At 51.8% G+C, this 25,407-nt stretch carries 39 protein-coding genes and 1 tRNA gene; 33 read left to right on the plus strand and 7 right to left on the minus strand.

From position 1 onward, the window contains the following. Window positions 1-78 precede the first annotated feature (78 nt). The 31 genes from rpsJ (at window position 79) to ACYQ11_RS14540 (ending at window position 16,493) form a co-directional block, all read left to right on the plus strand. Window positions 79-387, plus strand: a complete 309-nt coding sequence (gene rpsJ / locus ACYQ11_RS14390) for a 30S ribosomal protein S10 (RefSeq protein ID WP_459924577.1) — start codon at window positions 79-81, stop codon at window positions 385-387. Window positions 388-398: 11 nt separating this feature from the next. Continuing rightward, on the plus strand, window positions 399-1,025 hold the full coding sequence (rplC, locus tag ACYQ11_RS14395; protein WP_459924499.1) for a 50S ribosomal protein L3: 627 nt from the start codon (window positions 399-401) through the stop codon (window positions 1,023-1,025). An 82-nt stretch (window positions 1,026-1,107) separates the two neighbouring features. Further along, window positions 1,108-1,731 carry a 50S ribosomal protein L4 gene (gene rplD, locus ACYQ11_RS14400; RefSeq protein ID WP_459924500.1) on the plus strand — a complete coding sequence of 208 codons (624 nt, stop codon included), beginning with the start codon at window positions 1,108-1,110 and terminating at the stop codon, window positions 1,729-1,731. Continuing rightward, complete coding sequence (rplW, locus tag ACYQ11_RS14405; protein WP_459924501.1) at window positions 1,728-2,015, plus strand: 50S ribosomal protein L23; 288 nt, start codon at window positions 1,728-1,730, stop codon at window positions 2,013-2,015. The genes rplD and rplW overlap by 4 nt, the downstream gene beginning before the upstream one ends. A 13-nt stretch (window positions 2,016-2,028) precedes the next feature. Next, window positions 2,029-2,856: a 50S ribosomal protein L2 gene (gene rplB / locus ACYQ11_RS14410; RefSeq protein WP_459924502.1), complete on the plus strand. Its 828-nt coding sequence runs from the start codon at window positions 2,029-2,031 to the stop codon at window positions 2,854-2,856. A gap of 53 nt (window positions 2,857-2,909) precedes the next feature. Then, window positions 2,910-3,188, plus strand: coding sequence for a 30S ribosomal protein S19 (gene rpsS, locus ACYQ11_RS14415; RefSeq protein ID WP_459924503.1), 279 nt, complete (start codon window positions 2,910-2,912; stop codon window positions 3,186-3,188). 30 nt (window positions 3,189-3,218) lie between these two features. Then, window positions 3,219-3,554, plus strand: a complete 336-nt coding sequence (gene rplV, locus ACYQ11_RS14420; RefSeq protein ID WP_459924504.1) for a 50S ribosomal protein L22 — start codon at window positions 3,219-3,221, stop codon at window positions 3,552-3,554. A 20-nt stretch (window positions 3,555-3,574) separates the two neighbouring features. Beyond that, window positions 3,575-4,219: a 30S ribosomal protein S3 gene (gene rpsC / locus ACYQ11_RS14425; protein ID WP_459924505.1), complete on the plus strand. Its 645-nt coding sequence runs from the start codon at window positions 3,575-3,577 to the stop codon at window positions 4,217-4,219. Window positions 4,220-4,268: 49 nt separating this feature from the next. Next, window positions 4,269-4,682 carry a 50S ribosomal protein L16 gene (rplP, locus tag ACYQ11_RS14430; protein WP_459924506.1) on the plus strand — a complete coding sequence of 138 codons (414 nt, stop codon included), beginning with the start codon at window positions 4,269-4,271 and terminating at the stop codon, window positions 4,680-4,682. Then, the gene (rpmC, locus tag ACYQ11_RS14435; RefSeq protein ID WP_459924507.1) at window positions 4,682-4,867 is read left to right on the plus strand and encodes a 50S ribosomal protein L29; all 186 of its coding nucleotides are present in this window, start codon (window positions 4,682-4,684) and stop codon (window positions 4,865-4,867) included. The genes rplP and rpmC overlap by 1 nt, the downstream gene beginning before the upstream one ends. A gap of 30 nt (window positions 4,868-4,897) precedes the next feature. Continuing rightward, entirely contained in the window at window positions 4,898-5,155 is a 258-nt protein-coding gene (rpsQ, locus tag ACYQ11_RS14440) for a 30S ribosomal protein S17 (RefSeq protein ID WP_459924508.1), read from the plus strand. A gap of 18 nt (window positions 5,156-5,173) precedes the next feature. After that, a complete protein-coding gene (rplN, locus tag ACYQ11_RS14445; RefSeq protein WP_459924509.1) occupies window positions 5,174-5,542 on the plus strand; it encodes a 50S ribosomal protein L14 in 369 nt (122 codons plus the stop codon). A 41-nt stretch (window positions 5,543-5,583) separates the two neighbouring features. Beyond that, entirely contained in the window at window positions 5,584-5,913 is a 330-nt protein-coding gene (gene rplX, locus ACYQ11_RS14450; protein ID WP_459924510.1) for a 50S ribosomal protein L24, read from the plus strand. A gap of 20 nt (window positions 5,914-5,933) precedes the next feature. Then, window positions 5,934-6,473, plus strand: coding sequence for a 50S ribosomal protein L5 (gene rplE / locus ACYQ11_RS14455; protein ID WP_459924511.1), 540 nt, complete (start codon window positions 5,934-5,936; stop codon window positions 6,471-6,473). Between the two features lie 15 nt (window positions 6,474-6,488). Then, window positions 6,489-6,722 (plus strand): type Z 30S ribosomal protein S14, encoded by a 234-nt coding sequence (locus ACYQ11_RS14460; protein ID WP_459924512.1) that lies wholly within the window; start codon window positions 6,489-6,491, stop codon window positions 6,720-6,722. Window positions 6,723-6,780: 58 nt separating this feature from the next. Continuing rightward, on the plus strand, window positions 6,781-7,173 hold the full coding sequence (gene rpsH / locus ACYQ11_RS14465) for a 30S ribosomal protein S8 (protein ID WP_459924513.1): 393 nt from the start codon (window positions 6,781-6,783) through the stop codon (window positions 7,171-7,173). A gap of 16 nt (window positions 7,174-7,189) precedes the next feature. Continuing rightward, complete coding sequence (rplF, locus tag ACYQ11_RS14470; RefSeq protein ID WP_459924514.1) at window positions 7,190-7,723, plus strand: 50S ribosomal protein L6; 534 nt, start codon at window positions 7,190-7,192, stop codon at window positions 7,721-7,723. 107 nt (window positions 7,724-7,830) lie between these two features. Then, window positions 7,831-8,187, plus strand: a complete 357-nt coding sequence (gene rplR / locus ACYQ11_RS14475) for a 50S ribosomal protein L18 (RefSeq protein WP_459924515.1) — start codon at window positions 7,831-7,833, stop codon at window positions 8,185-8,187. A gap of 16 nt (window positions 8,188-8,203) precedes the next feature. Further along, complete coding sequence (gene rpsE, locus ACYQ11_RS14480) at window positions 8,204-8,698, plus strand: 30S ribosomal protein S5 (protein WP_459924516.1); 495 nt, start codon at window positions 8,204-8,206, stop codon at window positions 8,696-8,698. An 18-nt stretch (window positions 8,699-8,716) separates the two neighbouring features. Further along, entirely contained in the window at window positions 8,717-8,911 is a 195-nt protein-coding gene (gene rpmD / locus ACYQ11_RS14485) for a 50S ribosomal protein L30 (protein ID WP_459924517.1), read from the plus strand. Next, on the plus strand, window positions 8,901-9,338 hold the full coding sequence (gene rplO / locus ACYQ11_RS14490) for a 50S ribosomal protein L15 (protein WP_459924518.1): 438 nt from the start codon (window positions 8,901-8,903) through the stop codon (window positions 9,336-9,338). The genes rpmD and rplO overlap by 11 nt, the downstream gene beginning before the upstream one ends. A 6-nt stretch (window positions 9,339-9,344) precedes the next feature. Beyond that, complete coding sequence (secY, locus tag ACYQ11_RS14495; RefSeq protein WP_459924519.1) at window positions 9,345-10,643, plus strand: preprotein translocase subunit SecY; 1,299 nt, start codon at window positions 9,345-9,347, stop codon at window positions 10,641-10,643. Between the two features lie 83 nt (window positions 10,644-10,726). Further along, on the plus strand, window positions 10,727-10,945 hold the full coding sequence (infA, locus tag ACYQ11_RS14500; protein ID WP_459924520.1) for a translation initiation factor IF-1: 219 nt from the start codon (window positions 10,727-10,729) through the stop codon (window positions 10,943-10,945). A gap of 44 nt (window positions 10,946-10,989) precedes the next feature. Beyond that, window positions 10,990-11,103: a 50S ribosomal protein L36 gene (gene rpmJ / locus ACYQ11_RS14505; protein ID WP_459924521.1), complete on the plus strand. Its 114-nt coding sequence runs from the start codon at window positions 10,990-10,992 to the stop codon at window positions 11,101-11,103. 14 nt (window positions 11,104-11,117) lie between these two features. Beyond that, entirely contained in the window at window positions 11,118-11,486 is a 369-nt protein-coding gene (rpsM, locus tag ACYQ11_RS14510; RefSeq protein WP_459924522.1) for a 30S ribosomal protein S13, read from the plus strand. Window positions 11,487-11,528: 42 nt separating this feature from the next. Then, a complete protein-coding gene (gene rpsK, locus ACYQ11_RS14515) occupies window positions 11,529-11,918 on the plus strand; it encodes a 30S ribosomal protein S11 (protein ID WP_459924523.1) in 390 nt (129 codons plus the stop codon). A 65-nt stretch (window positions 11,919-11,983) separates the two neighbouring features. Beyond that, the gene (rpsD, locus tag ACYQ11_RS14520) at window positions 11,984-12,610 is read left to right on the plus strand and encodes a 30S ribosomal protein S4 (protein WP_459924524.1); all 627 of its coding nucleotides are present in this window, start codon (window positions 11,984-11,986) and stop codon (window positions 12,608-12,610) included. 56 nt (window positions 12,611-12,666) lie between these two features. After that, window positions 12,667-13,686 (plus strand): DNA-directed RNA polymerase subunit alpha, encoded by a 1,020-nt coding sequence (locus ACYQ11_RS14525; protein ID WP_459924525.1) that lies wholly within the window; start codon window positions 12,667-12,669, stop codon window positions 13,684-13,686. Between the two features lie 6 nt (window positions 13,687-13,692). Then, window positions 13,693-14,142 (plus strand): 50S ribosomal protein L17, encoded by a 450-nt coding sequence (gene rplQ, locus ACYQ11_RS14530; RefSeq protein ID WP_459924526.1) that lies wholly within the window; start codon window positions 13,693-13,695, stop codon window positions 14,140-14,142. Window positions 14,143-14,430: 288 nt separating this feature from the next. Continuing rightward, a complete protein-coding gene (locus ACYQ11_RS14535) occupies window positions 14,431-15,489 on the plus strand; it encodes a GGDEF domain-containing protein (protein WP_459924527.1) in 1,059 nt (352 codons plus the stop codon). 20 nt (window positions 15,490-15,509) lie between these two features. Further along, window positions 15,510-16,493 (plus strand): MBL fold metallo-hydrolase, encoded by a 984-nt coding sequence (locus ACYQ11_RS14540; RefSeq protein WP_459924528.1) that lies wholly within the window; start codon window positions 15,510-15,512, stop codon window positions 16,491-16,493. 18 nt (window positions 16,494-16,511) lie between these two features. Here ACYQ11_RS14540 and ACYQ11_RS14545 read toward each other — a convergent pair whose 3' ends face one another. Beyond that, complete coding sequence (locus tag ACYQ11_RS14545; protein WP_459924529.1) at window positions 16,512-17,186, minus strand: hypothetical protein; 675 nt, start codon at window positions 17,184-17,186, stop codon at window positions 16,512-16,514. Between the two features lie 11 nt (window positions 17,187-17,197). Continuing rightward, window positions 17,198-17,920, minus strand: a complete 723-nt coding sequence (locus ACYQ11_RS14550) for a hydroxyacylglutathione hydrolase family protein (RefSeq protein ID WP_459924530.1) — start codon at window positions 17,918-17,920, stop codon at window positions 17,198-17,200. A gap of 343 nt (window positions 17,921-18,263) precedes the next feature. Between ACYQ11_RS14550 and ACYQ11_RS14555 the strand changes: the two genes are divergently transcribed. Continuing rightward, window positions 18,264-19,451 carry a MerR family transcriptional regulator gene (locus tag ACYQ11_RS14555; protein WP_459924531.1) on the plus strand — a complete coding sequence of 396 codons (1,188 nt, stop codon included), beginning with the start codon at window positions 18,264-18,266 and terminating at the stop codon, window positions 19,449-19,451. A 122-nt stretch (window positions 19,452-19,573) separates the two neighbouring features. On the opposite strand, the gene ACYQ11_RS14560 is transcribed toward ACYQ11_RS14555, so the two are convergent. Next, window positions 19,574-20,512, minus strand: a complete 939-nt coding sequence (locus ACYQ11_RS14560; RefSeq protein ID WP_459924532.1) for an ABC transporter substrate-binding protein — start codon at window positions 20,510-20,512, stop codon at window positions 19,574-19,576. Window positions 20,513-20,826: 314 nt separating this feature from the next. On the opposite strand from ACYQ11_RS14560, the gene ACYQ11_RS14565 reads away from it, so the two are divergent. Further along, window positions 20,827-20,902 (plus strand) — tRNA-Lys (locus ACYQ11_RS14565). 102 nt (window positions 20,903-21,004) lie between these two features. Here ACYQ11_RS14565 and ACYQ11_RS14570 read toward each other — a convergent pair. The 4 genes from ACYQ11_RS14570 to ACYQ11_RS14585 form a co-directional block, all read right to left on the minus strand. After that, window positions 21,005-21,442, minus strand: coding sequence for a CGGC domain-containing protein (locus ACYQ11_RS14570; protein WP_459924533.1), 438 nt, complete (start codon window positions 21,440-21,442; stop codon window positions 21,005-21,007). A gap of 274 nt (window positions 21,443-21,716) precedes the next feature. Next, the gene (locus tag ACYQ11_RS14575; RefSeq protein WP_459924534.1) at window positions 21,717-22,001 is read right to left on the minus strand and encodes an integration host factor subunit alpha; all 285 of its coding nucleotides are present in this window, start codon (window positions 21,999-22,001) and stop codon (window positions 21,717-21,719) included. Window positions 22,002-22,146: 145 nt separating this feature from the next. After that, entirely contained in the window at window positions 22,147-22,917 is a 771-nt protein-coding gene (locus tag ACYQ11_RS14580) for a hypothetical protein (protein WP_459924535.1), read from the minus strand. Window positions 22,918-22,971: 54 nt separating this feature from the next. Then, window positions 22,972-24,714 carry an ABC transporter substrate-binding protein gene (locus tag ACYQ11_RS14585; RefSeq protein WP_459924536.1) on the minus strand — a complete coding sequence of 581 codons (1,743 nt, stop codon included), beginning with the start codon at window positions 24,712-24,714 and terminating at the stop codon, window positions 22,972-22,974. Between the last annotated feature and the right edge of the window lie 693 nt (window positions 24,715-25,407).

The raw sequence follows: 25,407 nt of genomic DNA on the forward strand, positions 1-25,407 counted from the left end.
TGCCATCCGTGAAGGCGGCCGGACGGTTGGTGCGGGCGTTGTGGCCGGAATCATTCAATAACTGGGACTCGAACGATGATGATAAATACGAAAATAAGAATAAGGCTTCGAGGATACGATCATAAATTGCTGGACAGTTCCACGCTTGATATCGTGGACACGGCCAAAAAAACCGGTGCCCGCGTGGTTGGTCCGATCCCTCTGCCCACGAGAATCAACAAGTTCTGTATTCTTCGTTCACCCCACGTGAACAAGAAGTCACGGGAGCAGTTTGAAATTCGTACACACAAACGCCTGCTCGATATCCTTGAGCCGACCCAGCAGACGGTTGACGCGCTTATGAAGCTGGACCTTTCTCCGGGTGTAGATGTAGAGATTAAACTGTAAGGAATATGACCATGCTTAGAGGAATGTTAGGTAAAAAACTGGGTATGACGGGCGTGTACGCAGCCGACGGTAAGTACATACCCGTGACGGTGGTAAAGGTGGGTCCTTGCTTTGTCACACAGATCAAGTCCGAAGGTGTCGACGGTTACAATGCGATACAGGTGGGCTTTGAAGATAAAAAGGCGAAACGGACGACAAAGGCTCTGCAGGGTCATTTCAAAAAAAGCGGTGATAAATTATTCGCCCACCTGAGAGAGTTCCGTGTCGATAAACCCGAAGAGTATACCCTGGGTCAGGAAATCACCCTGGATATGTTCGAAATCGGTGAGCTGGTTGAAATTACCGGTACGTCCAAAGGTCGCGGTTTCTCAGGCACGATCCGTCGCCATCGTTTCGCCCGCGGTCCAGAATCTCACGGCTGCCGGAACCATCGCGAACCCGGTTCCATCGGTTGCAGTGCCTGGCCGTCCAAGGTTGTCCGCGGAAAGAAAATGCCGGGTCAGTTTGGTAACGATCGCAAAACGGTTCGTAATCTTCAGATTGTCGATATTCGTTCAGACGATAATGTTATTCTTGTCAAGGGTCAGGTCCCGGGGGCAAAATCCGGCCTTATCGAGATTAAGAGGCCCATGTTCTAAATAACAATGCATGCCGTCTGGGCGTCATGCATAGGAATGCTCCGCTGAAGGCCAATAGCATGGAGCGATAACGAGGGAAGGTATGGCTGTCGTTGATGTAATAAATGTAACGGGAGATAAGGTGTCGCAGGTCGATCTTGCCGATGATATCTTCAATGTTACGGTTAAAGGAAGTGTGCTGCACGACGTGGTGAAGATGCAACTGGCCTCCAGACGCTCGGGAACGGCTTGCGTGAAAAACCGCTCCGATGTAAAAGGCAGCACGCGGAAGCTGTTCCGCCAGAAAGGAACCGGTAATGCCCGGCCCGGCAACATTACCTCGCCGTTGCGGCGGGGCGGCGGCGTGATCTTTGGTCCCCATCCGAAATCCTGGGCGTATTCCATCCCCAAGAAAGTTCGGCGTCTCGCCTTGAAGATGGCGATTTCCACGAAGCTTCAGAACAACAACCTTCTGGTGGTGGACAAGATCGAACTTGATGAAATTAAAACCAAGGCCGTCGCGGCCATCATCACGAAACTCGATGCCGCCAAGGCGCTGATTATTTCGGATGGCGACAACACCAATCTCGAACTGTCCGCGCGGAACATTCCCGGCATCAAGGTCATGCCTACGGAAGGGCTCAATGTTTATGATATTCTCAAATATGATAAACTGCTCATCCTCGAATCGTCGCTCAAAGGCATTGAAGGGAGACTTTCAGCATGAATGAATACGATATCATCATAAGACCTCTGAACACCGAAAAAACAAATATTCTTCACGAAGAAGCCAACAAGGTGTTTTTTGAGGTTCCACGGAATGCAAACCGCATTGAAATCAAGAAAGCCGTGGAAAAAATTTTCAATAAGAAAGTCCTGGACGTCAACACGATTCAGGTTAAGGGCAAGGTCAAACAGCGAGGCAAAATAACTGGTAAGCGACGCGATTGGAAAAAAGCGATCGTAACGTTGATGCCTGGTGAAAGAATCGAATTCTTTGAAGGCGTATAATCCGGGGGTTTAGATGGCAGCAATCAGAAAAACCAAAGCAACATCACCAGGTCGGCGATTTCAGGAATACTCGACCTTTGAAGGCATAACGAAGAACGAGCCGGAAAAGAGTCTGCTCAAACCACTCAAGAAAAAAGGTGGCCGAAACGCAGCCGGTCGGATTACCTGCCGCCATAAAGGCGGTGGGCACAAACGGCATTACCGTGTGATTGATTTCAAACGCGACAAGGTTGACATTCCGGCCAAAGTGGCCGCGATCGAATACGATCCCAACCGTTCCGCACGGATCGCCCTGTTGAATTATGCCGACGGCGAGAAGCGTTACATTCTGGCCCCGATCAACCTGAATGTGGGCGATGTGGTAACCTCCGGCGCGTCAGCGGATATCAAACCGGGCAACACCCTGCCCCTTGAAAATATTCCGCTTGGAACCCAGATCCACAACATCGAGCTTAAAATGGGTAAAGGCGGTCAGATCGTACGCGGCGCCGGTACCTTTGCCCAGCTGATGGCCAAGGAAAAATCCTACGCCATGGTACGGCTTCCTTCCGGTGAAGTACGCATGGTCCTGATGAAGTGCTGCGCCACCATCGGACGCCTTGGTAATACGGAACATAACAGCGTCAGTAAAGGAAAAGCAGGCAGAAGCCGCTGGCTCGGTATCAGACCCAGTGTTCGCGGTGTTGCCATGAACCCGGTCGATCATCCCATGGGTGGTGGTGAAGGACGTTCCTCCGGTGGTCGTCATCCATGTTCACCTTGGGGTAAACCCACCAAGGGTTACCGTACCCGTAAAAACAAAACAACGAACAAGTACATTGTCAAGCGGCGTACGAAATAATTGACTGAGTGAAAGCCATAAAAGGCATTGAAGAATAGATTTCAGGAGATATTATGCCTCGATCGTTAAAAAAAGGGCCATTTGTAGAGCCGAGTCTGGTTAGAAAAGTTCTTGTGGCTCAGGAAAATCGGAATAACCAGGTGATCAAGACCTGGTCAAGGCGGTCAACAATCATACCTGAAATGGTTGGCCTTACCTTTGCAGTTCATAACGGAAAAAAGTTCGTTCCCGTGTTTGTCACAGAAAACATGGTGGGCCACAAACTTGGTGAATTTTCACCCACTCGGACATTTTATGGCCATGCCGGTGATAAAAAAACGAAGAAAAAATAAACCGAATTTTAAAGTACAAGGAATGTCGTGATGGAGGTTAAAGCTGTAGCAAAACATGTACGCATTTCTCCTCAGAAAGTACGTAAGATTGTAGATGCGATCAAGGGAAAGCAGGTAGAAGCCGGGCTGAATGCCCTTCGCTTCATGCCCCAGAAAGCCTCGGGTATTGTGGAAAAGGTTTTGAAATCGGCAGTTGCAAATGCAGACCACAATAATGACCTTGATGTTGATTCGCTGATCGTCAAAAACATACTTGTGGATGCAGGCCCGATGCTCAAGCGTTTCAGAGCACGTGCTCGAGGTAGGGGATCGCGAATTTTGAAAAGAACAAGTCATATCACTGTCATCGTTGCTGACGAAGCATAGTTGGGCAGGAGGAGAAAGCTTTGGGCCAGAAAGTTAATCCAATAGGAATGAGATTAGGTATAATTAAAACGTGGGATTCACGTTGGTATGCCGATAAAGAGTACTCGGATTATGTACTCCAGGATTTCAAAATCAGAAAATATTTGAAAGAACGGCTTTTTCATGCCGGTATTTCAAAGATTGAGATCGACCGATCCTCTAAACGCATCAGGCTCCGTATTTTCACAGCCAGACCGGGCATTGTAATCGGAAAGAAAGGTGCGGAAATCGGTTTGTTGAAGAATGATCTGGTTCGAATGATATCTTCGGATAATCTTGATGCTCAGGAAATCATGATCGACATCCAGGAGATTAAACGGCCTGAGATAGATGCCCAGATGGTGGCGGAAAATGTTGCCCTTCAGCTTGAACGTCGTGTTGCATTTCGCCGGGCCATGAAACGCTGCGTTTCTTCCGCCATGCGTTTTGGGGCCGAAGGGATCAAGACCATTTGTTCCGGCCGGCTTGGCGGAGCTGAAATGGCCCGGACAGAGTGGTACAGAGAAGGTCGCGTCCCTCTTCATACCTTAAGAGCGGATATCGATTACGGATTTGCAGAAGCGAAAACCACCTACGGAATCATCGGTGTCAAGGTATTCATCTTCAAGGGAGAAATCCTCAAGTAAGACCGGATTCCGACATGTTTCCGTGAATCGCATATAGGAGAATAAGGACATGCTTAGTCCAAAGAAAGTCAAGTTTCGCAAACAGCAACGTGGAAGAATGAAGGGCGAAGCCTACCGCGGTTCGACGTTGAATTTTGGTGAATACGGCCTTCAGGCTGTCGAGTGCGGTTACATCAATGCACGGCAGATCGAAGCCGCACGTATTGCCATGACTCGCCATGTCAAACGCGGCGGCAAGATGTGGATCAGATTTTTCCCGGATAAACCCATTACCAAGAAACCCGCCGAAGTACGTATGGGTAAAGGTAAAGGGGCGACAGATGCTTGGGTAGCCGTGGTTAAGCCTGGAAAGATTCTCTATGAAATGGAAGGCGTTTCAAGGGAACTTGCCATGGAGGCCCTGCGTCTTGCATCTCACAAATTGTCCGTCAAAACGAGATTCATTGAGAGAGGCATGTACTGATGAAGACGAAAAAGATATTGACCACCAAACCCGAAGAATATGCTGCGAAGCTCAAAGACCTTAAGCAGGAATATTTCAATCTGAGATTTCAGCATGGTGTTGGGCAGCTTGAAAACACGTCGGCACTCCCGAAAATCAGGAAGAATATCGCAAGAATCAAAACACTGATTCGGGCCCAGGGATAAACAAAACGTTTACAAAGAGCATGTGACACTATGAATAATCGAGGAAAAACAAGGCAAATATTGGGAACGGTCACATCGGACAAAATGGATAAAACCGTTGTTGTTCTGGTTGAACGAATCGTCAAGCACAAACTTTACAAAAAATATGTGAAGCAGCACGCAAAGTTTGCCGCCCATGACGAGGCAAATGAATGCAAGGTCGGCGACAAGGTGATCATCACGGAATCACGCCCGCTTAGCAAATTGAAACGATACCGTGTGAGCAAAATAGTCGAAAAGGCTGTTTGATAATAGAGGGTAGAGAAAATGATTCAGACTGAAACCAGATTAACGTCGGCCGATAATTCCGGTGCCAGAGAATTGTACTGCATCAAAATCCTTGGTGGCTCTAAAAGAAGGTATGCGTACGTGGGTGACGTCATTGTGGTGTCCGTCAAGGATGCCATGCCCAATTCCAAAGTGAAGAAGGGCGATGTCATGAAAGCCGTGATTGTCCGAACCAAAAAGGAAATCAGCAGACCCGATGGCAGTTATATCCGCTTCGATGATAATTCAGCCGTTTTGATCAACAACAACAGAGAGCCCATCGGTACCCGTATTTTTGGCCCTGTTGCCCGGGAACTTCGAGCAAAACGCTTCATGAGAATTATATCTTTGGCGCCTGAAGTTTTATAAACACCGGAGATACCAACCCGGAGGTTTTTGGAGATGGCTTTATGAATACTGTAAGTACAAAATTAAAAAAAGATGACAAGGTCAAGATCATTGCCGGTAAGGACAAGGGCAAAATCGGCAAGATCCTGAGGATCATCAACAAGAAAAGTCGTGTCGTCGTTGAAAACATTAATGTGGTCAAATCTCACCAGAAACCCAGCATGAAAAACCCCCAGGGTGGTATCATCGACAAAGAGGCTCCGGTTGATTTTTCCAACGTTATGTTGATGTGCAATCATTGTATGTCACCCGTACGCATCAAGATGAAGACCCTTGACGATGGCAACAAGGTGCGTGTGTGTCGAAAATGCAATGAGACCATCGATATTTAGGGCTTTTCCGGAGGGCTGTGATGTCAGAACTTTACGAATTATATAAAAGCGAAATCATTCCGAAGCTTAAAGAAACATTCAATTATGCGAATGTGATGCAAGTGCCGAAGATTGAAAAAGTTGTCTTGAATATGGGGTTGGGTGAGGCGATCAAAAATGCCAAGATCCTTGAAACGGCTGCTGAGGAATTGTCCCTGATTTCAGGTCAGAAACCCGTGATCACCCGAGCCAAAAAATCCGTGGCTGCCTTCAAACTGAGAGAAGGAATGCCCATTGGCTGTACCGTGACGCTTCGCAGAGAGAAAATGTGGGACTTCATCAATCGTCTGGTGAACATCTCTCTGCCCCGTATCCGTGATTTCAGGGGGATCTCCGGCAAGGCGTTCGACGGTAAGGGAAATTATACCCTCGGCATCCGAGAGCACATCATTTTTCCTGAAATTCAATATGACAGGATTGATAAGATCAAGGGTATGAATGTGACCTTCGTCACCACTGCCCATACGGACAAGGAAAGCAAGGAACTGCTGAGACTTCTGGGAATGCCGTTTAGAAACTAAGAATGTGACCCTATTGTGTCATGTTCTCCCATACGCAGCTTAAACGATAGTGAGGAGAGTGTTTTGGCAAAGAAATCAATGATTGCGAAAGCAGCCAGGAAACCCAAATTTTCGGTTCGTGGTTATAACAGGTGCCCTCTTTGCGGAAGACCAAGAGCATTCATGCGGAAGTTTGGTATATGCCGTATCTGCTTCAGGGAACTTGCATCGCACGGCAAACTGCCTGGCGTGACCAAATCCAGCTGGTAGTTCCATGGAGATGGATTAATTAATGAAACGTTTTATTCCAATGGAGTAAGCAATGAGTATGAGTGATCCCATCGCGGATATGCTGACCCGTATTCGTAACGCCGGTAAGGCCAAGTTTCAGACCGTAGATATTCCCGGTTCGAAGCTCAAGGTCGAGCTGGCCAAAATACTTAAAACCAACGGCTATATCAAGAACTATAAATTTGTCGAAGACGGGAAACAGGGCATGCTTCGCTTGTATTTGAAGTATGAATCAAGCGGCAATCACGTGATTTATGGCCTTGAACGGGTGAGCAAGCCCAGTCGCCGGATTTATGCACAGACGAAAGACATCAAGCCGGTATACAACGGTCTTGGTATCGCCATCATTTCCACATCCAATGGAATCATGACCGATATTCAGGCCAGGAAAGAAAACCTGGGCGGCGAAATTCTTTGTAACGTCTGGTAATAAGGGGAATAAGCACATGTCTCGAGTCGGAAAAAAAATTATACAGATTCCTGAAAAGACGGAAGTTGTATACAAGGATCGCCTGCTGACCATCAAAGGCCCGAAAGGTAGTCTTGATGCACGGATTCACCCCTTTGTCGATGTGAAGATCGACGACAAGGAACTTTCCGTCATCATCGCATCCGATGATCGTAACGCCGATGCATTTCATGGTATGACCCGCGCCCTTGTGGCCAACATGGTGACCGGTGTCTCCACCGGATTTGTCCGTGTTCTCGAGGTCAACGGTATCGGTTACCGTGTTGAAGTCAAAGGCAACACGGTCGTTCTGAGCGTCGGGTATTCCAAGCCTGTGGAGTATACCCTTCCCGAGGGGATCACGGCTGAAGTCGAGAAGAACCAGATCAAACTGTCGGGCATCGACAAACAGAAGCTCGGTCAGATCGCATCGGAAATCCGAAAGATCAGACCTCCTGAGCCTTACAAGGGCAAAGGCATCAAATATCTTGAAGAGACCATTCAGCGCAAGGCCGGTAAAACCGCAGCATAGTTGAATGTGAATAACAGAGCCTTTAATCCCTATGTGATTAAAGTGATGATGCTGTTTAATGATGAGAGCATCATAATCACCTTATAGAAATAACAGGGAACGCCAATATGAGTAATTTATCGAAAAACGAAAAACGGCTTAAACGGAAAATCCGGATCAGAAAGAAAGTGACCGGAACCAGTGAACGTCCCAGGCTCTGTGTGTTCCGGAGCACCAAACATATTTATGCCCAGATCATCGACGATACGGCCGGCAAGACACTTGTGTCCGCCTCCACCGTCGAAAAGGATTTTGTCAAAAACGGTGACAAAAAAGCCTGTGCCAATTCCATCGGGCAGCTTGTGGCAAAGAGAGCACTTGATCATGGAATCAAGAAGATTGTGTTTGACCGGAATGGCTATATTTATCACGGTAGGCTTAAAGCTCTGTCAGACGGTGCTCGTGAAGCAGGATTGGAATTTTAGCTAAGGAGGCAGTCCCTTGTTTAAGAAAGAAGTCGAAGAAAATCAATTTATCGACAAGGTTGTTCACATCAACCGTGTTGCAAAAGTCGTTAAAGGCGGCCGCCGTTTCAGTTTCAGCGCCATCGTTGTGGTCGGCGACGGGGAAGGTCGTGTCGGATATGGGCTGGGCAAAGCCGGAGAGGTTCCCGAAGCCATTCGCAAGGGTGTTGAACAGGCTAAAAAGACCATGGTGGCCGTCAATGTGGTTGACGGGACCATTCCCTACCAGACCATCGGTCGATTCGGTGCGGGTCGCGTTCTTCTCAAACCGGCATCAGAAGGTACCGGCGTGATTGCAGGCGGTGCTGTCCGTGCGGTTCTCGAAGCGGCAGGCGTACGAAACATTCTGACGAAATGCATGGGGTCCAATAACCCCCACAATGTCGTCAAGGCGACCATCATGGGATTGAGGCAGCTCCAGAGTCGTAAGCAGGTCGCTGCACGTCGCGGAATCAGTATAGAAGACCTTTAATGTTAAGGAACCGAGTCCATGTCACAAAAGCTTAAAATAACTCTTGTCAAGAGCATGATAGGCAGGCCTGAGAAGCATCGCAAGGTGTTGCGCGGTATGGGACTGACCAAAATGAATCGGACGGTTGAACTGGATGACACACCGTCCATTCGCGGAATGGTGAATAAAGTCGTTCATCTTGTGAATGTTGAGGAGGCGGGCAATGAAGCTTAATGAATTATCTCCTGCTGAGGGATCGACAAAAGAACGTAAGCGCGTCGGACGCGGTGTCGGCTCAGGGTGGGGAAAAACCGCCGGTCGGGGCAGCAAGGGTTTTAAAGCCCGCTCAGGCGGCAGCGTCCGTCCGGGTTTCGAGGGTGGCCAGATGCCCATCCACCGTCGCCTTCCCAAACGCGGCTTTACCAATATTTTCAAGAAAGAAACAGCCGTACTCAATGTCCGCGATCTGGCTCGTTTTGAAGCCGGGTCCGTGGTCGATGAAGCCTCTTTGGTTCAGGCCGGACTGGTCAAAGGTCAACGCGACACCATCAAGATTCTTGGCGATGGTGACATTTCAAATGCCCTGATCATCAAAGCTTGCAAGGTGAGCAAACGTGCTCAGGAAAAAATAGAAGCTGCCGGTGGAAAAGTAGAGGCTTAAGACATTATGGCAACAAGCGGCTTTCAAAACATATTCAAACTGCCCGAACTCAAGCGAAGAATTTTTGTCACGTTGATGCTGCTCTTCGTTTATCGTGTGGGTGTCCATGTGCCAACCCCGGGAATCGATGCCGATGCTCTGTCAGACATTTTTTCCAAATTTGGTGGTGGAATTGTCGGTATGTTCAATATGTTTTCGGGTGGTGCTCTTGAACGCCTGTCTGTTTTCGCCCTGGGGATCATGCCTTACATCAGTGCGTCGATCATTCTTCAGCTGATGACCGTGGTGGTCCCCTACCTCGAGCAGTTGAAGAAAGAGGGTGAGCAGGGCCGTAAGAAAATTACCCAGTACACCCGTTACGGAACGGTTCTTCTCAGTGTCATTCAAGGCTTTGGGATCAGCGTGGGCCTTGAGGCGATGAAAGTCGTTCAATATCCCGGATGGTCATTCCGATTGATGACGGTACTGACCCTGACGGCGGGGACGGCCTTTATCATGTGGCTGGGTGAGCAGATCACCGAACGGGGAATCGGCAACGGAATCTCCCTGATTATTTTTGCGGGGATCGTGGCCAATATGCCTGCGGCCGTTATCAGTACGTTCCGGCTTCTCTCGTCGGGCGAGCTGGGGATCTTTGCCGTGGTGCTTCTTATCGCGTTCATGATTGCCGTGGTCGCATTTATCATTTTCATGGAACAGGCCCAGCGCCGCATTCCCGTGGAGTATGCAAAACGCGTCGTGGGTCGTAAGGTTTACGGTGGGCAGAGTTCTCATCTGCCGCTTAAAATCAATATCGCCGGTGTCATTCCGCCGATTTTTGCTTCGTCGATCATCATGTTTCCCACGACGGTTCTGTCGTTCTTCCCCGACGTTCCGGTTCTTCAGACCTTGAATGATATGATGAGCCCGGGCAGCGCGTTGTACGAAATAGTATTCGTCGGATTTATTATCTTCTTTTGTTACTTCTATACCGCGATTACATTCAACCCCACGGAAGTGGCTGAGAATCTCAAAAAAAATGGCGGGTTCATTCCGGGTATTCGTCCCGGCAAACGGACCGCCGATTATATCGACAAGGTGCTGACCCGACTGACGCTGGTCGGTGCGATTTATGTGTCGGCCATCTGTGTGCTTCCTTCGATTCTGATCACCAAGGGTCATGTCCCGTTTTATTTCGGCGGAACGGCCTTGCTGATCGTTGTCGGCGTGTCCATCGACACCGTCGCTCAGATGGAATCCCATCTTCATGTCCGGAATTATGAGGGCTTCCTCAAGACCGGTCAGAAGTTCAGAGGAAGACGCTAAAAATATGTTGATATTGATGTGGGTTTGATGGTATTTAGAGCGGCTTCGATCAACAATCGGAACGTGGATCCGGAGGAGTAGAGATGGCAAAGGAAGAACCTATTACGGTTCAGGGCCGGGTGTTGGAAACTTTGCCCAATGCAATGTTTAAAGTTGAACTCGAAAATAAACACCAGATACTGGCACATATTTCTGGTAAGATGCGCATGCATTTTATAAAGATTTTACCAGGTGACACGGTAACAGTCGAACTTTCTCCGTATGATTTAAGCCGAGGACGGATCACTTACCGTTCAAAGTAGGAAAGATCGATAGGTTGTCGTATAAATTTATTAGGGAGTAAAACATGAAAGTCAGAGCTTCAGTAAAAAAGATGTGCTCTAAATGCAAAGTTATTCGTAGAAAAGGTGTGGTACGGGTCATCTGCGAAAACAAACGCCATAAACAGAGACAGGGATAGAGGAGGACACGGTTTTGGCAAGAATTTCAGGTGTTGATATACCCAGAAAAAAAAGAATTGATGTCGCCTTGACTTATATTTATGGCATTGGACGGTCCACGGCTGTTAAAATTCTTGATGGTTTGCAGATCGATAAAACCCAACACGCCGACCAGCTGACGGATGATGAGATCAACAATATTCGTAAGGCCATCGACAGCCAGTATCGTGTGGAAGGTGAACTTCGCACTGAAATATCCATGAACATCAAACGATTGATGGATCTTGGATGTTACCGTGGCCTTCGTCACAGACGGTCTCTCCCGGTTAATGGCCAGAGAACCAAGACAAACGCACGGACCCGCAAGGGCCCCAGACGTACGGCCGTTAAAAAGAAAAAATAATTATCAGCAATAAGATAACCATTCAGGAGGCAAGCTTCAGCGATGGCTAAAGCCCGAACTAAAACCAAAAAGAAAGTCAAAAAGAATATTTCCACCGGTGTGGTCCATATTCAATCCACATTCAATAACACCATTGTTTCCATTACCGACACCAACGGGAATGTCATCTCATGGTCCAGTGCGGGCATGCATGGTTTCAAGGGCTCTCGAAAAAGCACTCCGTTTGCGGCCCAATTGACGGCTGAAGATGCGGCAAAGAAAGCTCAGGAGCATGGTCTGAAAACCGTGGAAGTATTTGTCAAAGGCCCCGGTGCCGGCCGAGAATCCGCGTTGCGTTCCCTTCAGTCCGTCGGTTTTACCGTGACCAAAATCAGGGACGTCACCCCCGTTCCTCATAATGGTTGCCGCCCTCCCAAGAAAAGAAGGGTGTAAGCGTTCCTTATTTTACATTTAAATTTAGATTCGTAATGTCAATATAGTTTTAGAAGGAGGCGAATTTGGCACGGTATAGAGGATCGGTTTGCCGTTTATGCAGACGCGAAAATATGAAATTATTTCTTAAAGGCGATCGATGTTATTCCGACAAGTGTGGATTCGATAGACGTGGGTACCCTCCTGGACAGCACGGCCAGCGTCGTGGAAAATACTCCGATTACGGCGTACAGCTTCGTGAAAAGCAAAAGGTTCGGCGTATTTACGGCGTTTCCGAAAAACAGTTCAGTCTGATGTTCGACAAAGCCGATCGCCAGAAAGGCATCACCGGTACCAATCTTCTGGCAAACCTTGAGCGTCGCCTGGACAATGTTGTCTACCGGCTTGGCTTTGTCAATTCACGAACACAGGGACGACATTTCGTAAGACACAATCATTTTCTCGTCAATGGAAAAAAGATTAACATTCCGTCCTATCTCGTGAAAAAGGACGATGTGATACAGGTCAGAGAAAAGAGCAAGACCGTCCAGATTATCGCCGACTCCTTGAATGCAGTCGTCAGACGTGGCGTACCCCAGTGGATGTCCCTTGATAAAGAAAACATGAAGGGCACGATTTCGGGTCTTCCTGCCCGCGAAGACATCACCATACCGATTCAAGAGCAGCTGATTGTCGAGCTTTACTCGAAATAGACGCGGTAAGGTAGCGCAACGATCGGTTTTTTAAAGAAAACTCTGGAGATTAAGATATGTCATCTGACGAACTTGTATACATCAACTGGCGAGAGATGATAAAACCTGACAAAGTGCATGTCGAGAGCACCCCCACGTACGGAAAGTTCGTCTGTGAACCTCTCGAACGCGGCTATGGTATCACGCTGGGCAATGCACTTCGTCGGATCATCCTGTCGTCGCTTTACGGAGCAGGCATCGTTTCCGTGAAGTTTGATGATGTACTTCACGAATATTCCGTGGTCCCGGGTGTTCTTGAAGACGTTGCCGAGATTATCCTGAATCTCAAGGAAATACGCCTTAAGATCGAGGATATCAAACCCAGGACGTTGACCCTCAGGGCATCGGGAAAAGGAAAGGTTACGGCAGGTGATATCGTCAGTCCCGACGGACGTGTTGTTGTTCTCAATCCCGGACAGCATATCGCCACGGTGACCGAAGACGTAGAACTGAACATGGATCTGGCCGTACGCTACGGCAGAGGGTATTCCCTGGCCAAAGACAACAAGGATGAAGATGCTCCGCTCGGTACCATCGCCATCGACACGGTATTCTCCCCGATCAGACGGGTGAATTATTCCGTCTCGAATGCCCGGGTCGGCCAGAAGACCGATTACGATAAACTGACCCTGGAAGTTTGGACGGACGGCAGCCTTTCACCGGAAGACGCCGTGGCTTATGCGGCGAAAATTCTCAAGGAGCAGATGAATCCTTTCATCAATTTCGATGAGGACATCGAGCCCGAACTTGAAGAAAATGCAGAAGATACACAGAGAAAAGAGTTCAATGAAAACCTCTACAGGAATGTCGAAGAGCTTGAGCTCTCTGTAAGAAGCGCCAATTGTCTGAAGAATGCCGATATCCTCAAAATTTATCAGCTTGTTCAGAAAACGGAAAACGAGATGCTCAAAACAAAGAATTTCGGTCGGAAATCTCTGAACGAAATCAAGGAAGTTTTGGGTGAAATGGGACTTTCTCTCGGCATGAAGCTCGAAGGGTTCACGCCACCAGATGACGATATATCTGAAGGGGAGTAATATTCAATGAGACATAGAAAATCCGGCGTAAAATTAGGCCGAACATCAAGTCATCGCAACGCCATGTTTAGAAATATGGTAACATCCCTGTTCAAGCATGACGGGATTAACACGACCGATGCCAAAGCCAAGGAACTCAGACGATGGGCCGACAGCATGATTACCCTTGCCAAACGGGGTGACCTCCATGCCCGGCGTCAGGCCCTGTCCGTCATGACTGAAAAGGACGTTGTCCATAAACTGTTTGAGGAAGCGCCTGCACGGTATGGCGCCATTTCCGGCGGTTACACGCGAATCACCAAAGTCGGAATCCGTCCCGGCGATACCGCCCCCATGTCACGGGTGGAGCTTGTCGGGACCCGGGTTGAAACCGCCGGATCGCCTGCCAAGAAAACCGCTGATAAAGCCGTTCCTGCAGCCGAACCTGCCGCAGATACGTCACAGACAGAGGCCTGATCTCCGGTCTGAAACACGTATAGATCTAATAAAAAAGCCCTGTTTCCTAAACGAAACGGGGCTTTTTTATTGACGCGGGATAAACCGCAGTAAAAAATCAGTCCAAAAAATCTAAAGGCTTGACACAAGCCTCTAATTTACTTAGTGAATAATTGTATTCAAGCGGACTTGACCGATTGTTCGGGGCCACGGGGCCCTGTCCGGTCGCATCAAAAGCGCCCGGCAGACTGTGCTGATCATTTGTCGGCCCTTGCGTTGCGGCGCTTCTTTGCCTGTAAAGAGATCATCATGACCAATATCAAAGCACTGATTGAACGCGTTAAGGAGAACGAGCTGATAGCCACACGGTTTCAGAAAGTCGAAAGCAGAATCCTTTCAATTCTCAATTTCAAGGATTTTTTTGAAACCCTGCTGACGGAAATCATGGAAACGTTCGGCATGCCCTATGTCTGGATCACCCTGATCGAGGGGAGCGAGGCCTCCAATGTCATCCTGAAATCCTCAGCCGAATCCCCCATTGTCCATGAACGCATCAATATTATTCCCGAGTCCCTTTTTCACGGTCTGGTCGGTTCGTCGCTTACCCCGATTCTGGTCAATGAGGATCTCAAACCCTATTTCAAGATGCTGCCTGAAAACCGCAAGTATTTTATCCGGTCCATGGCCATCGCACCCATTACTCTCGATGGAAAGATTATCGGAAGCCTGAATCAGGGCGACAGTGACAAGGGCCGGTTTGATCCGGAGTTCGACAGCAGTTTGCTTCAGCAGCTGGCCGTCAAAGTTTCCTTGTGTCTGTCCAACGTGACGGCTCATGAAAAACTGAAATTTCTTGCCTTTCATGATCCCCTGACCGAACTGCTTAACCGTCGGGTCATGGAATCCGTCCTCAAACGTGAATTTTATCGTTCCAAACGGTATTCAAGTACCTTGTCTTTGATTTTTATCGATCTGGATGATTTTAAAATCGTCAATGACACCGAAGGACACGAGGCCGGAGATCGTCTGCTCAAATACGTGGCCGACAAACTGGTGGACATGACGCGCACCACCGATATTGTGGCACGGTTTGCGGGAGATGAATTTGTCGTCATTCTGCCTGAAACCGGTGTTAAAAAAGCCAACAAACTCCTGACCCGAATACAGAAATACTTCAAGAACAATCCCCTGGAATACCAGGGTAAAACGATTCCCGTTTCCATCAGCTTCGGCGCGGCGTCCACCCAGGATGAAAGCATTCTCAATCCAGCCGTTTTATTGAAAAAAGCCGATCAGATTCTGTATAAGGTCAAGAGGGCCAATAAAGACGAGGCCAGGGGAAGCCATCTGAAACCGGTATCGGATTGATTGACAAGCGGAGGTGATTCATGAATGTTTTTATTGTTGTTATCATTGTTGTCGGTCTTCTTTTCGGTAAAACTCTGATTAAGCTCATGGTTACCCGGAATCGGGTCGAACGGGAAATCAGTCAGGCACGGATTGAGAAAATTGCGTCCCCCGGGTCGGTCAACACCCTTACCATCCTGCCGATCGTGGATTATCTCACGGACGATCCACGCTATAAAACCGAGGCGGGGGTGTCCTATCTTCTTGAAACCGATGGGATGCGAATCCTGATGGATCTCGGATTCAACCGGAAAAAAGAACATCCGTCGCCTCTTCTGGCCAATATGACCGTGGCCGGGAAACGATTGGAGGATCTTGACGCCCTGTATATCAGCCATGCCCATCTGGATCATCTGGGAGGAATGGCTGAACAGAAAAAGAGCCGGTTCAGCGTATCGGCAGGACCGGTAACCCTCCCCGCCATTCCGGTATACGCTCCGGTGCCGCTGACCCCTTCCGAGCATAACCCCGGCCTTTCGGTTCATGTGGTGACCGATCCCTTTGTGATCACGGAGGGGATCATTTCCATCGGAGCCATTCCCCGGGCCTTGTACCTTCTCGGATACACCCTTGAAAATGCGTTGGCCGTTCGTGTGGCAGGAAAGGGGCTGGTGCTTGTCATCGGCTGCGGGCACCAAACCATCGAGAGGGTCATTGAACGCGCCCAAGCCTTGTTCGATGATCCGATTTACGCCATTGTCGGCGGGCTTCATCTTCCGGCGGGCGGTGGTCGTATGAAAATCGGCCCCATTGACATTCAGCCCATCGTCGGAACCGATCGGTTCCCATGGCAAAAAATCAACGATCAGGACACGGAAGACGCCATTGCCGCCATTCGCGCGGTTGATCCGGCCATCATCGCACTGTCCCCCCATGACAGCTCCGATCGCAGCCTTGCCCGTTTTGCCGAGGTGTTCGGCGATCGATTTCAGATCATCAAGGTCGGTACGCCCATCGTCATCTGAATTGTTTTGGGCAGGAACTCACAGAATTTTTGAGAGATGATCGCGCAACGCGTGCTGATCGGGACAGGTGATGATTCCGGCACGGGGGTGAGGGGCGGCCCACAGAGCGACTCCTTCGGCATGGGTTTGCACGAAGGGGTCGGGAACAATCAGGAAATCGGATGCGGTTTCAAGTCGTCGGAGGACCGATTCGGGGACGATTGTCTGATCGGGATGAGGCACGATGACCGTAAGGGCTTCCGGGAACTCCTGATGAATGAACAGGCCGTGAATGAGATTGAACACCACGGCAATCCGGCTGCTGTTTTCTCCGCGGATGAGTGGGTGTACGGCGCTCCCTAAAACGGCAGAGTAAGGGCGGAGCCCGCTTCTTTCAAGGTCCCAGACGAAAAGCGATCGAAGCGCCTGCCCTTCGAAATCCGGGACGATGATCCCCGGTGGAATGATCAGTGAGCCGGGGGTTTCAGGCGACTCATCGATGCCCCAGGACGCCGCAGGCCTGATTCGGGCGAAACGATTCCATCCCAGAAGCATGTCATGAGCAAACCGGTTTTGAAGCCCCTGACGAAAAAGCCAGGCAAGCACCTGTTCGTTGTGCTTTCCCCAGAACTCCTGACGACACCGTACCAGGAAGGAAAAGGCTTTTTTTGACCAGGTGGGGTTTGGCAGGGCGGACGACAGTGGAGCGCTCACGGCGTATTCTCCTAATACAGTTCCATCAACGAGCACCATCGTTCAAATCGGGTTCCGACGGGCAGCCCGCGGCGTTTCATGATCTCGATCATGGACGGGTCGTCGAATCGAAGAAAGGGGTTGGCCGCCAATTCTTCGGCCAGGGTTGAAACCACAGGGTCGGACCCATGCCGGGACAGATAGGCGTCGATCTCGGGATTGTCCCGGTCGATGGTGCGGGCAAAGGCCATGGATTCGTTCACATAATCATGGCCCGCGTAGATCAGGGTTGACGGCGGATAGCCCATCAGAAAGAGAATGGAGTCCAGAAAGGCAGCCATATCACCGGAAAAGCAGGTGCCGACCGTCCCGTTGAACAGGGTGTCCCCGGTTATCAGGGCCGTTTTGCAGTCAAAGACGACACAGTCATCCATGTGGCCCGGGGTTCGGTAGACCGTGACGGCGGCGTCTCCCAGGGCAATGGATCCTCCGTGGGAAAAATTCCGGTGATCGATCAGGGGGGCTCCCGACCGACTGAGCAGGGCGGCGTTGCCCTGGGTGTGATCTGCGTGGTCGTGGGTGTTGGTTACACCGACAATGCGAAGGCCCTGACGCTCTGCGAAGGCGAGCATCTCATCGGCTGCGCCGGGATCGATGGCCAGGGCTTCACCCCGGTGATAAACCATGTAGGCCAGATTGTCGGAGGCGTAACGGAATTGTTTGATGATCATGGCGTCCTCAGCAGATGTCTGCATCCATGTTGTTCCACTATATGAAGAAAATGATCGATCCGAATAAATTACATGACTGTCGGAAACGAATCAAGGAATTAGAAGGCTCACCGTGCAAAATCGTTGTCGACAGCGGTAATGGGTGAGCGGTTGGACCCAACGGAGGAGACGGTTAAAAAAAGATCCATGGCGATCCCGGCAGGGAGGGCCATTGCCCCGGAATTCTTGATGAACGTTTGACATAAACCTCGGATTCACATATAATTTTTGCACATTATGTGCCTGAAAATGCGGGTGGGCCTGTGATGATCCTGCCTTCCATGGATGAGTTCTTTTTTTCAACGAGCGCGTGCGCGCGGGAGATACCATGCCCGAAGAACGGTCTTTGAGCTTAGACGAGCTGGCTGCGACACTGAAAACAGGCGTCACGACACTCAATGTCTGGCGAAAACGATACGGGGCCTGGCTGCCGGACCCCGTGGATCGTGAGGGACGACGGTTCCCGGAACGAATCCTCGATTTGTTCCGGATGATTCTCCGGTGCACCCAGGTGGGGATGGATTCCCGGGAAATCGAACGGGTTCTGGACGCCCGGGAGGGATCTCCCCGGCCTGTATCGGACCACGGGACGGCGTCTTCCCAGGCGATCATCGACGCCTTCAAGGAAACCGTGGCCGGGCTGACGGTGCAGCAGCAGCGGATCGCCGATGCCCAGGAACGCCGGGCCAGCGCTGAGGAGCGCAAGGCCTTTGCCATGGAAAGCCAGGCGGAAGCGGAATTGATCAAAGCCAATGCCCTCAAGGACATGGTCCGCCTGCTCCAGGACATGCCGGAGAGAGATCCTGTGGCTGCGTTGATGGACAAGGTCAGATCCATGCCCGCCCCCGCGCCCATGGAACTGGAAGATTTTACGGCGGACCATGGGTATGCGCCCGAACAGCTTGAAGATCTTCCGGAAATATCCGAACTGTCCGATTTTGACGCCCTGCCTGCCGAGGAACCGCTTTCAGACGCTCTGGCCGGGGCTTTCGAACCGGCGTCAGCTGCCGCCGTCCTTGAACCGGAGGCGCCGCCCCCCATGGACGTGGATGATCTGTCCGTGCTGATCGATGATGATCTCGAACAGCCCACGGGTTCCGCCGCGGACGTGGATGACCTGGCCCAACTGCTTGAACCCGGGGATGTCCCGGACAGAAGCGATATCGATGATTTATCCAGGCTGCTCGACGATGAGCAGCCTGTGGAGTCCCTAAGGGCGGCCGGGGAGACCGCTCCGGAAGGGACCGTGGACGATTTGTCGCTGCTGCTTGAGGCCGATGATCAGCCCCGGACGGAAGAGCCGCCGGCCCGACGGAGTTCTCCGGTTGATGAAAACTATAAGTCCGCTATTCTTAAGCGTATCATCCGGATGAAACAGACCGAGCACCTGACCGTCGAGGACGTTACCCGGCGCTTCAATGACGAGGGCGTAAAAACGCTTTCGGGCAAAGGCGTCTGGGATACCAAAACCATTCAGGGGATTTATCGGTACATCGATTCGGTTCAGGGGGGATAGGGCCTGCACCGTGGCCGTCCGGACACACTCGGACAGTTGTCCGCCCCGAGCGACCGTCGCCCGCCGGTAAAAACGATCAAACGCGTCTTACGTCAGGGCTTCCCGTTTCGTTGGAACGATGCCTACCGTGCCCCCGCCGCCTTGGCAAACCGGGTGTCCAGGAATTTTTCAAGGTCGATCTTGTCGGTGAGAATCTTCATTTTATCGAACATGTAATCCTGGATGAGGGCCAGGTCCTCGATGATGGGAAACAGTTCGTCCGTGACGATTCGTTCCCGGGGTTCCGTGAGAACCTGTTTGATGATGCCGGGGTCCTGGCCGAGAAAGCGACCGCCGATGATGGCAGCCGAATCGGGCTGATCCGCCACGGCGATGCCGGATCTCACCAGGCTGGTCGTGATTTCCTGAACAGCGTCCGGATTTTTGGCGATGACATCGTCCCGCATAACGAACACGCAGCAGGGATGCTTGTTCCACAATTCATAGGACATATAGAACGGTTCGCCGTGTCCGCTTGCGATGACCTGGGTGCCGAAGGGCTCTGCGACGATGAACCCGGCAATTTCGCCCTCCTCGTCAAAGCGGATGGCGTCGGGCATCTGGAACGGAGCCACCACTTCGAGAATGACGTCCGCCTTGGGGTCGGAACTGATACCCGGATTCAGCCCCTTTTCCGAAAGCAGTTTGTGGAAAAGCATGTTGTGCACCGACAGCTGGTAGGGGATCAGCACGACCTTGCCGGCAAAGTCCTCGATTTTCTGGATGTTGGCGTTTTTGTTTTTGACCAGGATGCTTCCTGATTTGTGGGTGAACAGGAGGAGTTTGATCCCGATGCCGGATTTGAAGATGTCCATGGCGGTCGGCGCCAGAATGAAAGCCCCGTCGATAGCACCGGTGGACAGGTCGTCGGCGACTTCGTTCCATCCGTTTTTCAATACCGGCTGGAGGGTGCAGTGCTTGAAGGTTTCCATGCCTTTTTTCTGTTTGAGGTCCGTGACCCCGAGGATCAGATGGTCAGTGATTTTCAGGTGCCCAATTTTGATAACAGGCTTGTCAGCCATGGTTTCCTCCCGTTCAATCGGAAATGGTCATGATGGATGGTGCATCAGGGTTCAGGGACCCTGGGGACAGGGTTGATGTCGGGAATCGGGATACACGGTTTCCACGAAAGCCGGTAGACCGACGGCTCAAGACTCCGGGCTTTTCGTCGTAAGTCCCCTATAACTATCATAGATCGTCGACCCATGTCAAACACGCGCGTTGGAATAATTGGTCTCCGGCATCCAGGGTCGGGGGCATGGGAAAAAATGATTTGACAAGAGCCGGTCAAGCTGTTAAAAAGTTGACCTTTGAAAACAGCAATGGTCTGTTTTCCGGGCTGCTAGCTCAGTTGGTAGAGCAACTGACTCTTAATCAGTAGGTCCCCGGTTCGATCCCGTGGCAGCCCACCATGAAAACACAAGGCCCCCATGCACGACGGTTGCATGGGGGCCTTTTTGTTTGGCGGAAATGTCCCGGGCTGCATGGGCAACGACGGCGGACGGCGTCAGGCATCAGTCATAGGCCAGACGGATCGTTTCATCACACAGAATATGCTGAAGGCGAGCCTGTCTGCGATCGGACTGCCAGGTCCCCAATGCCGTGTGCGTCAGATAATAGCTCTGGGGGATCGGATGGGTCCCGATGACGACGTCGATGCCGTATTTGAGCGGGATGAACTCACAAAAGTCTTTCAGCCGGGGGCAGGGCGGATAGCCGACCACAAGCCCGGTCGCCAGGTGGATGACATCCGTCCCGTTTTTCTTCATTTCCGCCGGGGCGTATTCGATGTTTCCTCCCGGACAGCCTCCGCAGGAGGTGTACCCCGCGATGTCAATATCTTCCCCGGCGTAGATCGCAAAAGCGCCTTCACGATTGCGCAGGGCACGGAAGCATTTCCCACCGGCACAGGTGCGATAACGGTCACAAATGATGATGCTGATTCTTTTCATGGTATCGGTCCTTTGATGTGAGTCCGATCAGGGCTCCGGAAAACGGCGTTATCCCATCATGCATCCCGGGCGTTGTTTGGTCAAATCATTTTTCATCGACCCGGACACGGATGAAACGGGGGTGACACGGACGGGAGGGGAGAACCTGAAAGGTCATGGCCAAACGGTGCGGAAGACCGCATCGCTTCGCCTCCGGCCGGAGGCGGGTCGACGCAGGTATCTCCCTAAACGTTTCAGATCATGATGACGGCAGGGATGAACGGACGGCGGACCGTTACTTTTCGTTGACCTTGTTGCGGAGAATGGTGGAGCTTTTAAAGGTGACCACCCGCCGTTTGTCGAGCATCAGGTCTTCACCCGTGGCGGGATTCCGACCTTTTCGGGCCGCTTTGTCCTTGACGCAGAGTTTCCCGAAGCCGGAAATGAGAACATCGTCTCCCTGCTCCAGGGAACGTTTTATGATTTCAAGAACAGTCTCGACGGTTTCGGACGATTTGACTTTGGAATATCCCAGACGCTCGGTGATCGTATCGACAATGTCGGCTTTTGTAAGTGTCATAATGGTCTTTCGTAACGAGTGTGATTGTTTAACCGGATTAATTAACTGTGATAAATACTGGTAACGGAACCCCGTGTCAAGAACTTAAAAAAAGGTCCGGCATTAATACTGACGGTCGCGTGAAAAGTCAAGTTTTACCAAGCCGTCAATACTGGGAAAAAAGCCGGAGCATGAACGCGTAATCGTCACGGAGTTCCTTGATTCGCGTCCAGATGGCTGTCCGTTCATCCTGGGTCAGGCGACTGCCTTTGCTGAAGGCGAGGAAATAGGATTGGGAACTGACCGGGGTCGGGCTGATATGGAAGATCCCGGACCAGTCGGGGTCGCCCGCCATTTTTTCTGCAAGAACCGATGAGGTAATGACCGACCCTGTCCGGTCCCGAAGCATTTTGCGAAAGTTTTGAAGGTCGGTCCGGGCGTCGTCCACGAAAAGCCCCGCCCGGGTCAGCTCATGGACGAGGGCCTCTCCGACGGGCAAGCGGACCGGCACGGGCAAATGAGCCGGTATGCCGTCATAGTCATAATCCGGATTGCAGGTGACCGCCACATGATCAACCTGCATAATCCGCCATTGGGACTCCGCGGCCATACCGGCATCGGCGGGAAATATCAGCACGGCCGAAAGCGCCTCGTGATAAGCCACCGAAATCATGCCGTCAACCGAACCGGTTTCCACCTGGTAGAGGCAGCGTTTTCGGGGATAGGGCAGAATGACGAACCCGTAACCCAGATCGCTCAGGGCCTGTTTGACCATGTCGATGTGCATTCCGGCGGCTTTCTGATCGTTCATATACGTGAAGGGATACCAGTAACGACTGTCCACGGCCAGGGTCAGGGTGCGGGCCATGACGGGCGCCGTCAGCCACAGGAGCGTGAGCATGGCGACCGTTGTCATTCGCAGGGTCAGTGAGTTCATGATTGTCCTTTTCACGTCAGGGAGCCTCGCACGGTTGAGTGTTCGTTCATGGGATCAGGGCGTCCAGGATGAGATCAGATCCTGATAGGGGACGGTCTCGGGTTTGGGGCGGGGCCGGGGCGGCTTGGGTGATCCCGGTTGGGCCAGCCACCAGTCCCGGTCCTTTTCGGGGTTGAGGCGCGGGGAATAACGGTCCAGCCTGAGCCGGCCCATCAGGTCGTCCTGGCTGTGCGCCAGACGGCTCATGGCCTCCTGGGGCGAGTATTCTCCCTGGATGGCTTTGGCCACATTGCCCCACCAGAGCCCCGACAGCGCCGGGTAATGCGGCACGTTGGGGCCTGAATCGGTCCAGAGCTTTTCCCGGGACGACCGGTAGAATTCGATGATGCCGCCCCACCGGCTGCTGTGACGGCTCAGGTAGGGATGAACGATCGTGGAACGGCGCACCGGTGTCGTTCCCACGAGGAATTTTTTCAGGCAAACGGTTTTCGAGACGCAGAACTGGGCCCAAAGCCACGCCGCCGCACGGCGTTTGCCCCGGATATTCCAGGGGATGGTCCAGCTGCCCGCATCCTGGTACCCCACCTTCATGCCCTTGTCCCAGTAGCGTCCATGGGGTGTCGGCGCCACTCGCCAGACGGGGCGGCCGTCCTTGTCCACCATGGGGCCGCCTGGGGCATGGAATCGGTCGTCGGATAAAAAGGTGATATACTGGAAAATGCACTGGGCCACATCCCCCCTTGCCGCCATGGGACCGGCCTCGTGCCATTCCCATTGTTTGGCTTCGGGGGGTGCGTAGGCGTTCAGCCATTCCAGGTATTTGGTCAGGGCGTAAACGGCCGCCGGTCCGTCCAACGCTCCGCCACGGCTAACCGTGGATCCCACGGGGATCTTGCCTTCGGCCCGGATGCCCCATTCATCCACCGGATACCCGTTGGGAAGCCCCTTGTCCCCCACGCCCGCGATGGACAGCCAGGCGTCGGTGAACCGCCAGCCCAGAGAGGGAGACGGTTTGCCGTAATCAAGGTGCCCATAGGCTTTGACGACGGACCCATCGGGGTTGGACATGGTCCGGCCGGTGAAAAAAGCGGCGATGTCTTCGTAGGCGGCCCAGTTTACGGGAACCCCCAGGTCGTAACCGTAAGTGTTCCGAAAGGCCTTTCGGACGGCTGGATCGGAGAACCAGTCCAGCCGGAACCAGTAAAGGTTGGCAAACTGCTGATCGGGAAGCTGCAACTGATTGCCGTCGTAATCCTGCCCGAATTCGAGATTGAGGAAATCGGCCAGGTCGAGGTCGGGATTGGTGAACGCTTTGCCTTCGGCCGCCATGTATCGGGTCAGGTCCACCACCTTGTTGAGCCTCAGATGGGTGCCGACCAGATCGGCGTCGTTGACGTAGATATCGAAAATCACCCGGCCGGTCATCATCTGTTCGGTGATCCGGCTGACAATTTCTCCTTCTTTGACGATCACGTGTTCCACCTCGATGCCGGTGATATCGTGAAAGGCTTTGGCCAGGACATCCCGCTCCCAGTAGTGGGTTTTGATGTTCTCGGCCGTCGATCGGATTTTCATGCCCCTGAGCGGGGCCGCGGCCGAGTGAAACCATTGAAGTTCCCGGGCCTGCTCGGACGGAGACAGTGCCGAGGGAGAGAACACCGGAAGCCATAGGTCCAGGGCCGCCTGAATCGGCAGGGCGTCAGGCCGCGGCTCGTCCGCACGGGCGACTGTGGGCGCCGATTCAGTCAGGATCACGAAGGCGATTCCGATGACGGTCACCATCCATCGTTCAATCATGGGCATGTCCTCAGGGCGCGGATAGGCCGCGTTACAGGGTGTTTCGGTGTTTCGTTCCGGTGGTCCGGCCTTCGGGACGGGGGCACCGTGACGATGGGTTGACGGGGTGGAGACGGATTATGTGCCATGGGCCTTGTACGGTCTATAGATTAAATGGTCCGGCCCCTTTCGTCAAGGGATCTTTGTCAACCGGTTTCAGGGGGTTGGCTCACATCCAGGCCAACGGAGCCTCCGGGGCTTCGGCGGAAAAAAAGGTACTTTTTTGGTGAAAGGAATGATAGAATGAAGCCATCTTCGGCCCGGCAATGTCGTTTATCTCCTCTGCCTCCTGTTTCACCTGCTCGCGTTCGTCATGCGATCATGATTATGACGGTCATGGTCAAATCCCTTGGGGTGCTGCCGACCTCATTCAACCTGCGTGTGTTTTTTTCATTGGTGTTTAAGACGTCCTGATTTCCGGGATATCGGCATAGGCCGTGCGTTGACTCTTTCTTCGACCAATTTTTTATTATGGGGAGGTGTGTATGGAACATCGATATGATCTCCAAAGATGCGGTTTTGACCGTCGCTTTGAAGACGACCGGCGTGTCCTTTACAACGTAATGCCTCTGGGCTACGAAAAACGGAAAAACAGGGTGGAACGACGGTCCCCCCTGGAGCGAAGGACCGGCTGGGCAAGACACACCCGTTGGG

The organism is Desulfatiferula olefinivorans (genome assembly GCF_054657895.1).

Coding starts and splice junctions, on each gene's coding strand:
- rpsQ (WP_459924508.1), top strand. CDS start 4,898: ATGAATAATCGAGGAAAAACAAGGCAAATATTGGGAACGGTCACATCG.
- rplB (WP_459924502.1), top strand. CDS start 2,029: ATGGCAGCAATCAGAAAAACCAAAGCAACATCACCAGGTCGGCGATTT.
- rplD (WP_459924500.1), top strand. CDS start 1,108: ATGGCTGTCGTTGATGTAATAAATGTAACGGGAGATAAGGTGTCGCAG.
- ACYQ11_RS14550 (WP_459924530.1), bottom strand. CDS start 17,920: ATGCAGACATCTGCTGAGGACGCCATGATCATCAAACAATTCCGTTAC.
- rplR (WP_459924515.1), top strand. CDS start 7,831: ATGAGTAATTTATCGAAAAACGAAAAACGGCTTAAACGGAAAATCCGG.
- ACYQ11_RS14535 (WP_459924527.1), top strand. CDS start 14,431: ATGACCAATATCAAAGCACTGATTGAACGCGTTAAGGAGAACGAGCTG.
- rplP (WP_459924506.1), top strand. CDS start 4,269: ATGCTTAGTCCAAAGAAAGTCAAGTTTCGCAAACAGCAACGTGGAAGA.
- ACYQ11_RS14580 (WP_459924535.1), bottom strand. CDS start 22,917: ATGAACTCACTGACCCTGCGAATGACAACGGTCGCCATGCTCACGCTC.
- infA (WP_459924520.1), top strand. CDS start 10,727: ATGGCAAAGGAAGAACCTATTACGGTTCAGGGCCGGGTGTTGGAAACT.
- ACYQ11_RS14555 (WP_459924531.1), top strand. CDS start 18,264: ATGCCCGAAGAACGGTCTTTGAGCTTAGACGAGCTGGCTGCGACACTG.
- rplE (WP_459924511.1), top strand. CDS start 5,934: ATGTCAGAACTTTACGAATTATATAAAAGCGAAATCATTCCGAAGCTT.
- ACYQ11_RS14560 (WP_459924532.1), bottom strand. CDS start 20,512: ATGGCTGACAAGCCTGTTATCAAAATTGGGCACCTGAAAATCACTGAC.
- rplC (WP_459924499.1), top strand. CDS start 399: ATGCTTAGAGGAATGTTAGGTAAAAAACTGGGTATGACGGGCGTGTAC.
- ACYQ11_RS14525 (WP_459924525.1), top strand. CDS start 12,667: ATGTCATCTGACGAACTTGTATACATCAACTGGCGAGAGATGATAAAA.
- rplN (WP_459924509.1), top strand. CDS start 5,174: ATGATTCAGACTGAAACCAGATTAACGTCGGCCGATAATTCCGGTGCC.
- rpmC (WP_459924507.1), top strand. CDS start 4,682: ATGAAGACGAAAAAGATATTGACCACCAAACCCGAAGAATATGCTGCG.
- rplO (WP_459924518.1), top strand. CDS start 8,901: ATGAAGCTTAATGAATTATCTCCTGCTGAGGGATCGACAAAAGAACGT.
- rplQ (WP_459924526.1), top strand. CDS start 13,693: ATGAGACATAGAAAATCCGGCGTAAAATTAGGCCGAACATCAAGTCAT.
- rplW (WP_459924501.1), top strand. CDS start 1,728: ATGAATGAATACGATATCATCATAAGACCTCTGAACACCGAAAAAACA.
- secY (WP_459924519.1), top strand. CDS start 9,345: ATGGCAACAAGCGGCTTTCAAAACATATTCAAACTGCCCGAACTCAAG.
- ACYQ11_RS14585 (WP_459924536.1), bottom strand. CDS start 24,714: ATGATTGAACGATGGATGGTGACCGTCATCGGAATCGCCTTCGTGATC.
- ACYQ11_RS14570 (WP_459924533.1), bottom strand. CDS start 21,442: ATGAAAAGAATCAGCATCATCATTTGTGACCGTTATCGCACCTGTGCC.
- ACYQ11_RS14540 (WP_459924528.1), top strand. CDS start 15,510: ATGAATGTTTTTATTGTTGTTATCATTGTTGTCGGTCTTCTTTTCGGT.
- rpsK (WP_459924523.1), top strand. CDS start 11,529: ATGGCTAAAGCCCGAACTAAAACCAAAAAGAAAGTCAAAAAGAATATT.
- rplX (WP_459924510.1), top strand. CDS start 5,584: ATGAATACTGTAAGTACAAAATTAAAAAAAGATGACAAGGTCAAGATC.
- rpmJ (WP_459924521.1), top strand. CDS start 10,990: ATGAAAGTCAGAGCTTCAGTAAAAAAGATGTGCTCTAAATGCAAAGTT.
- ACYQ11_RS14575 (WP_459924534.1), bottom strand. CDS start 22,001: ATGACACTTACAAAAGCCGACATTGTCGATACGATCACCGAGCGTCTG.
- rpsH (WP_459924513.1), top strand. CDS start 6,781: ATGAGTGATCCCATCGCGGATATGCTGACCCGTATTCGTAACGCCGGT.
- rpsS (WP_459924503.1), top strand. CDS start 2,910: ATGCCTCGATCGTTAAAAAAAGGGCCATTTGTAGAGCCGAGTCTGGTT.
- rplV (WP_459924504.1), top strand. CDS start 3,219: ATGGAGGTTAAAGCTGTAGCAAAACATGTACGCATTTCTCCTCAGAAA.
- rpmD (WP_459924517.1), top strand. CDS start 8,717: ATGTCACAAAAGCTTAAAATAACTCTTGTCAAGAGCATGATAGGCAGG.
- rpsJ (WP_459924577.1), top strand. CDS start 79: ATGATAAATACGAAAATAAGAATAAGGCTTCGAGGATACGATCATAAA.
- rplF (WP_459924514.1), top strand. CDS start 7,190: ATGTCTCGAGTCGGAAAAAAAATTATACAGATTCCTGAAAAGACGGAA.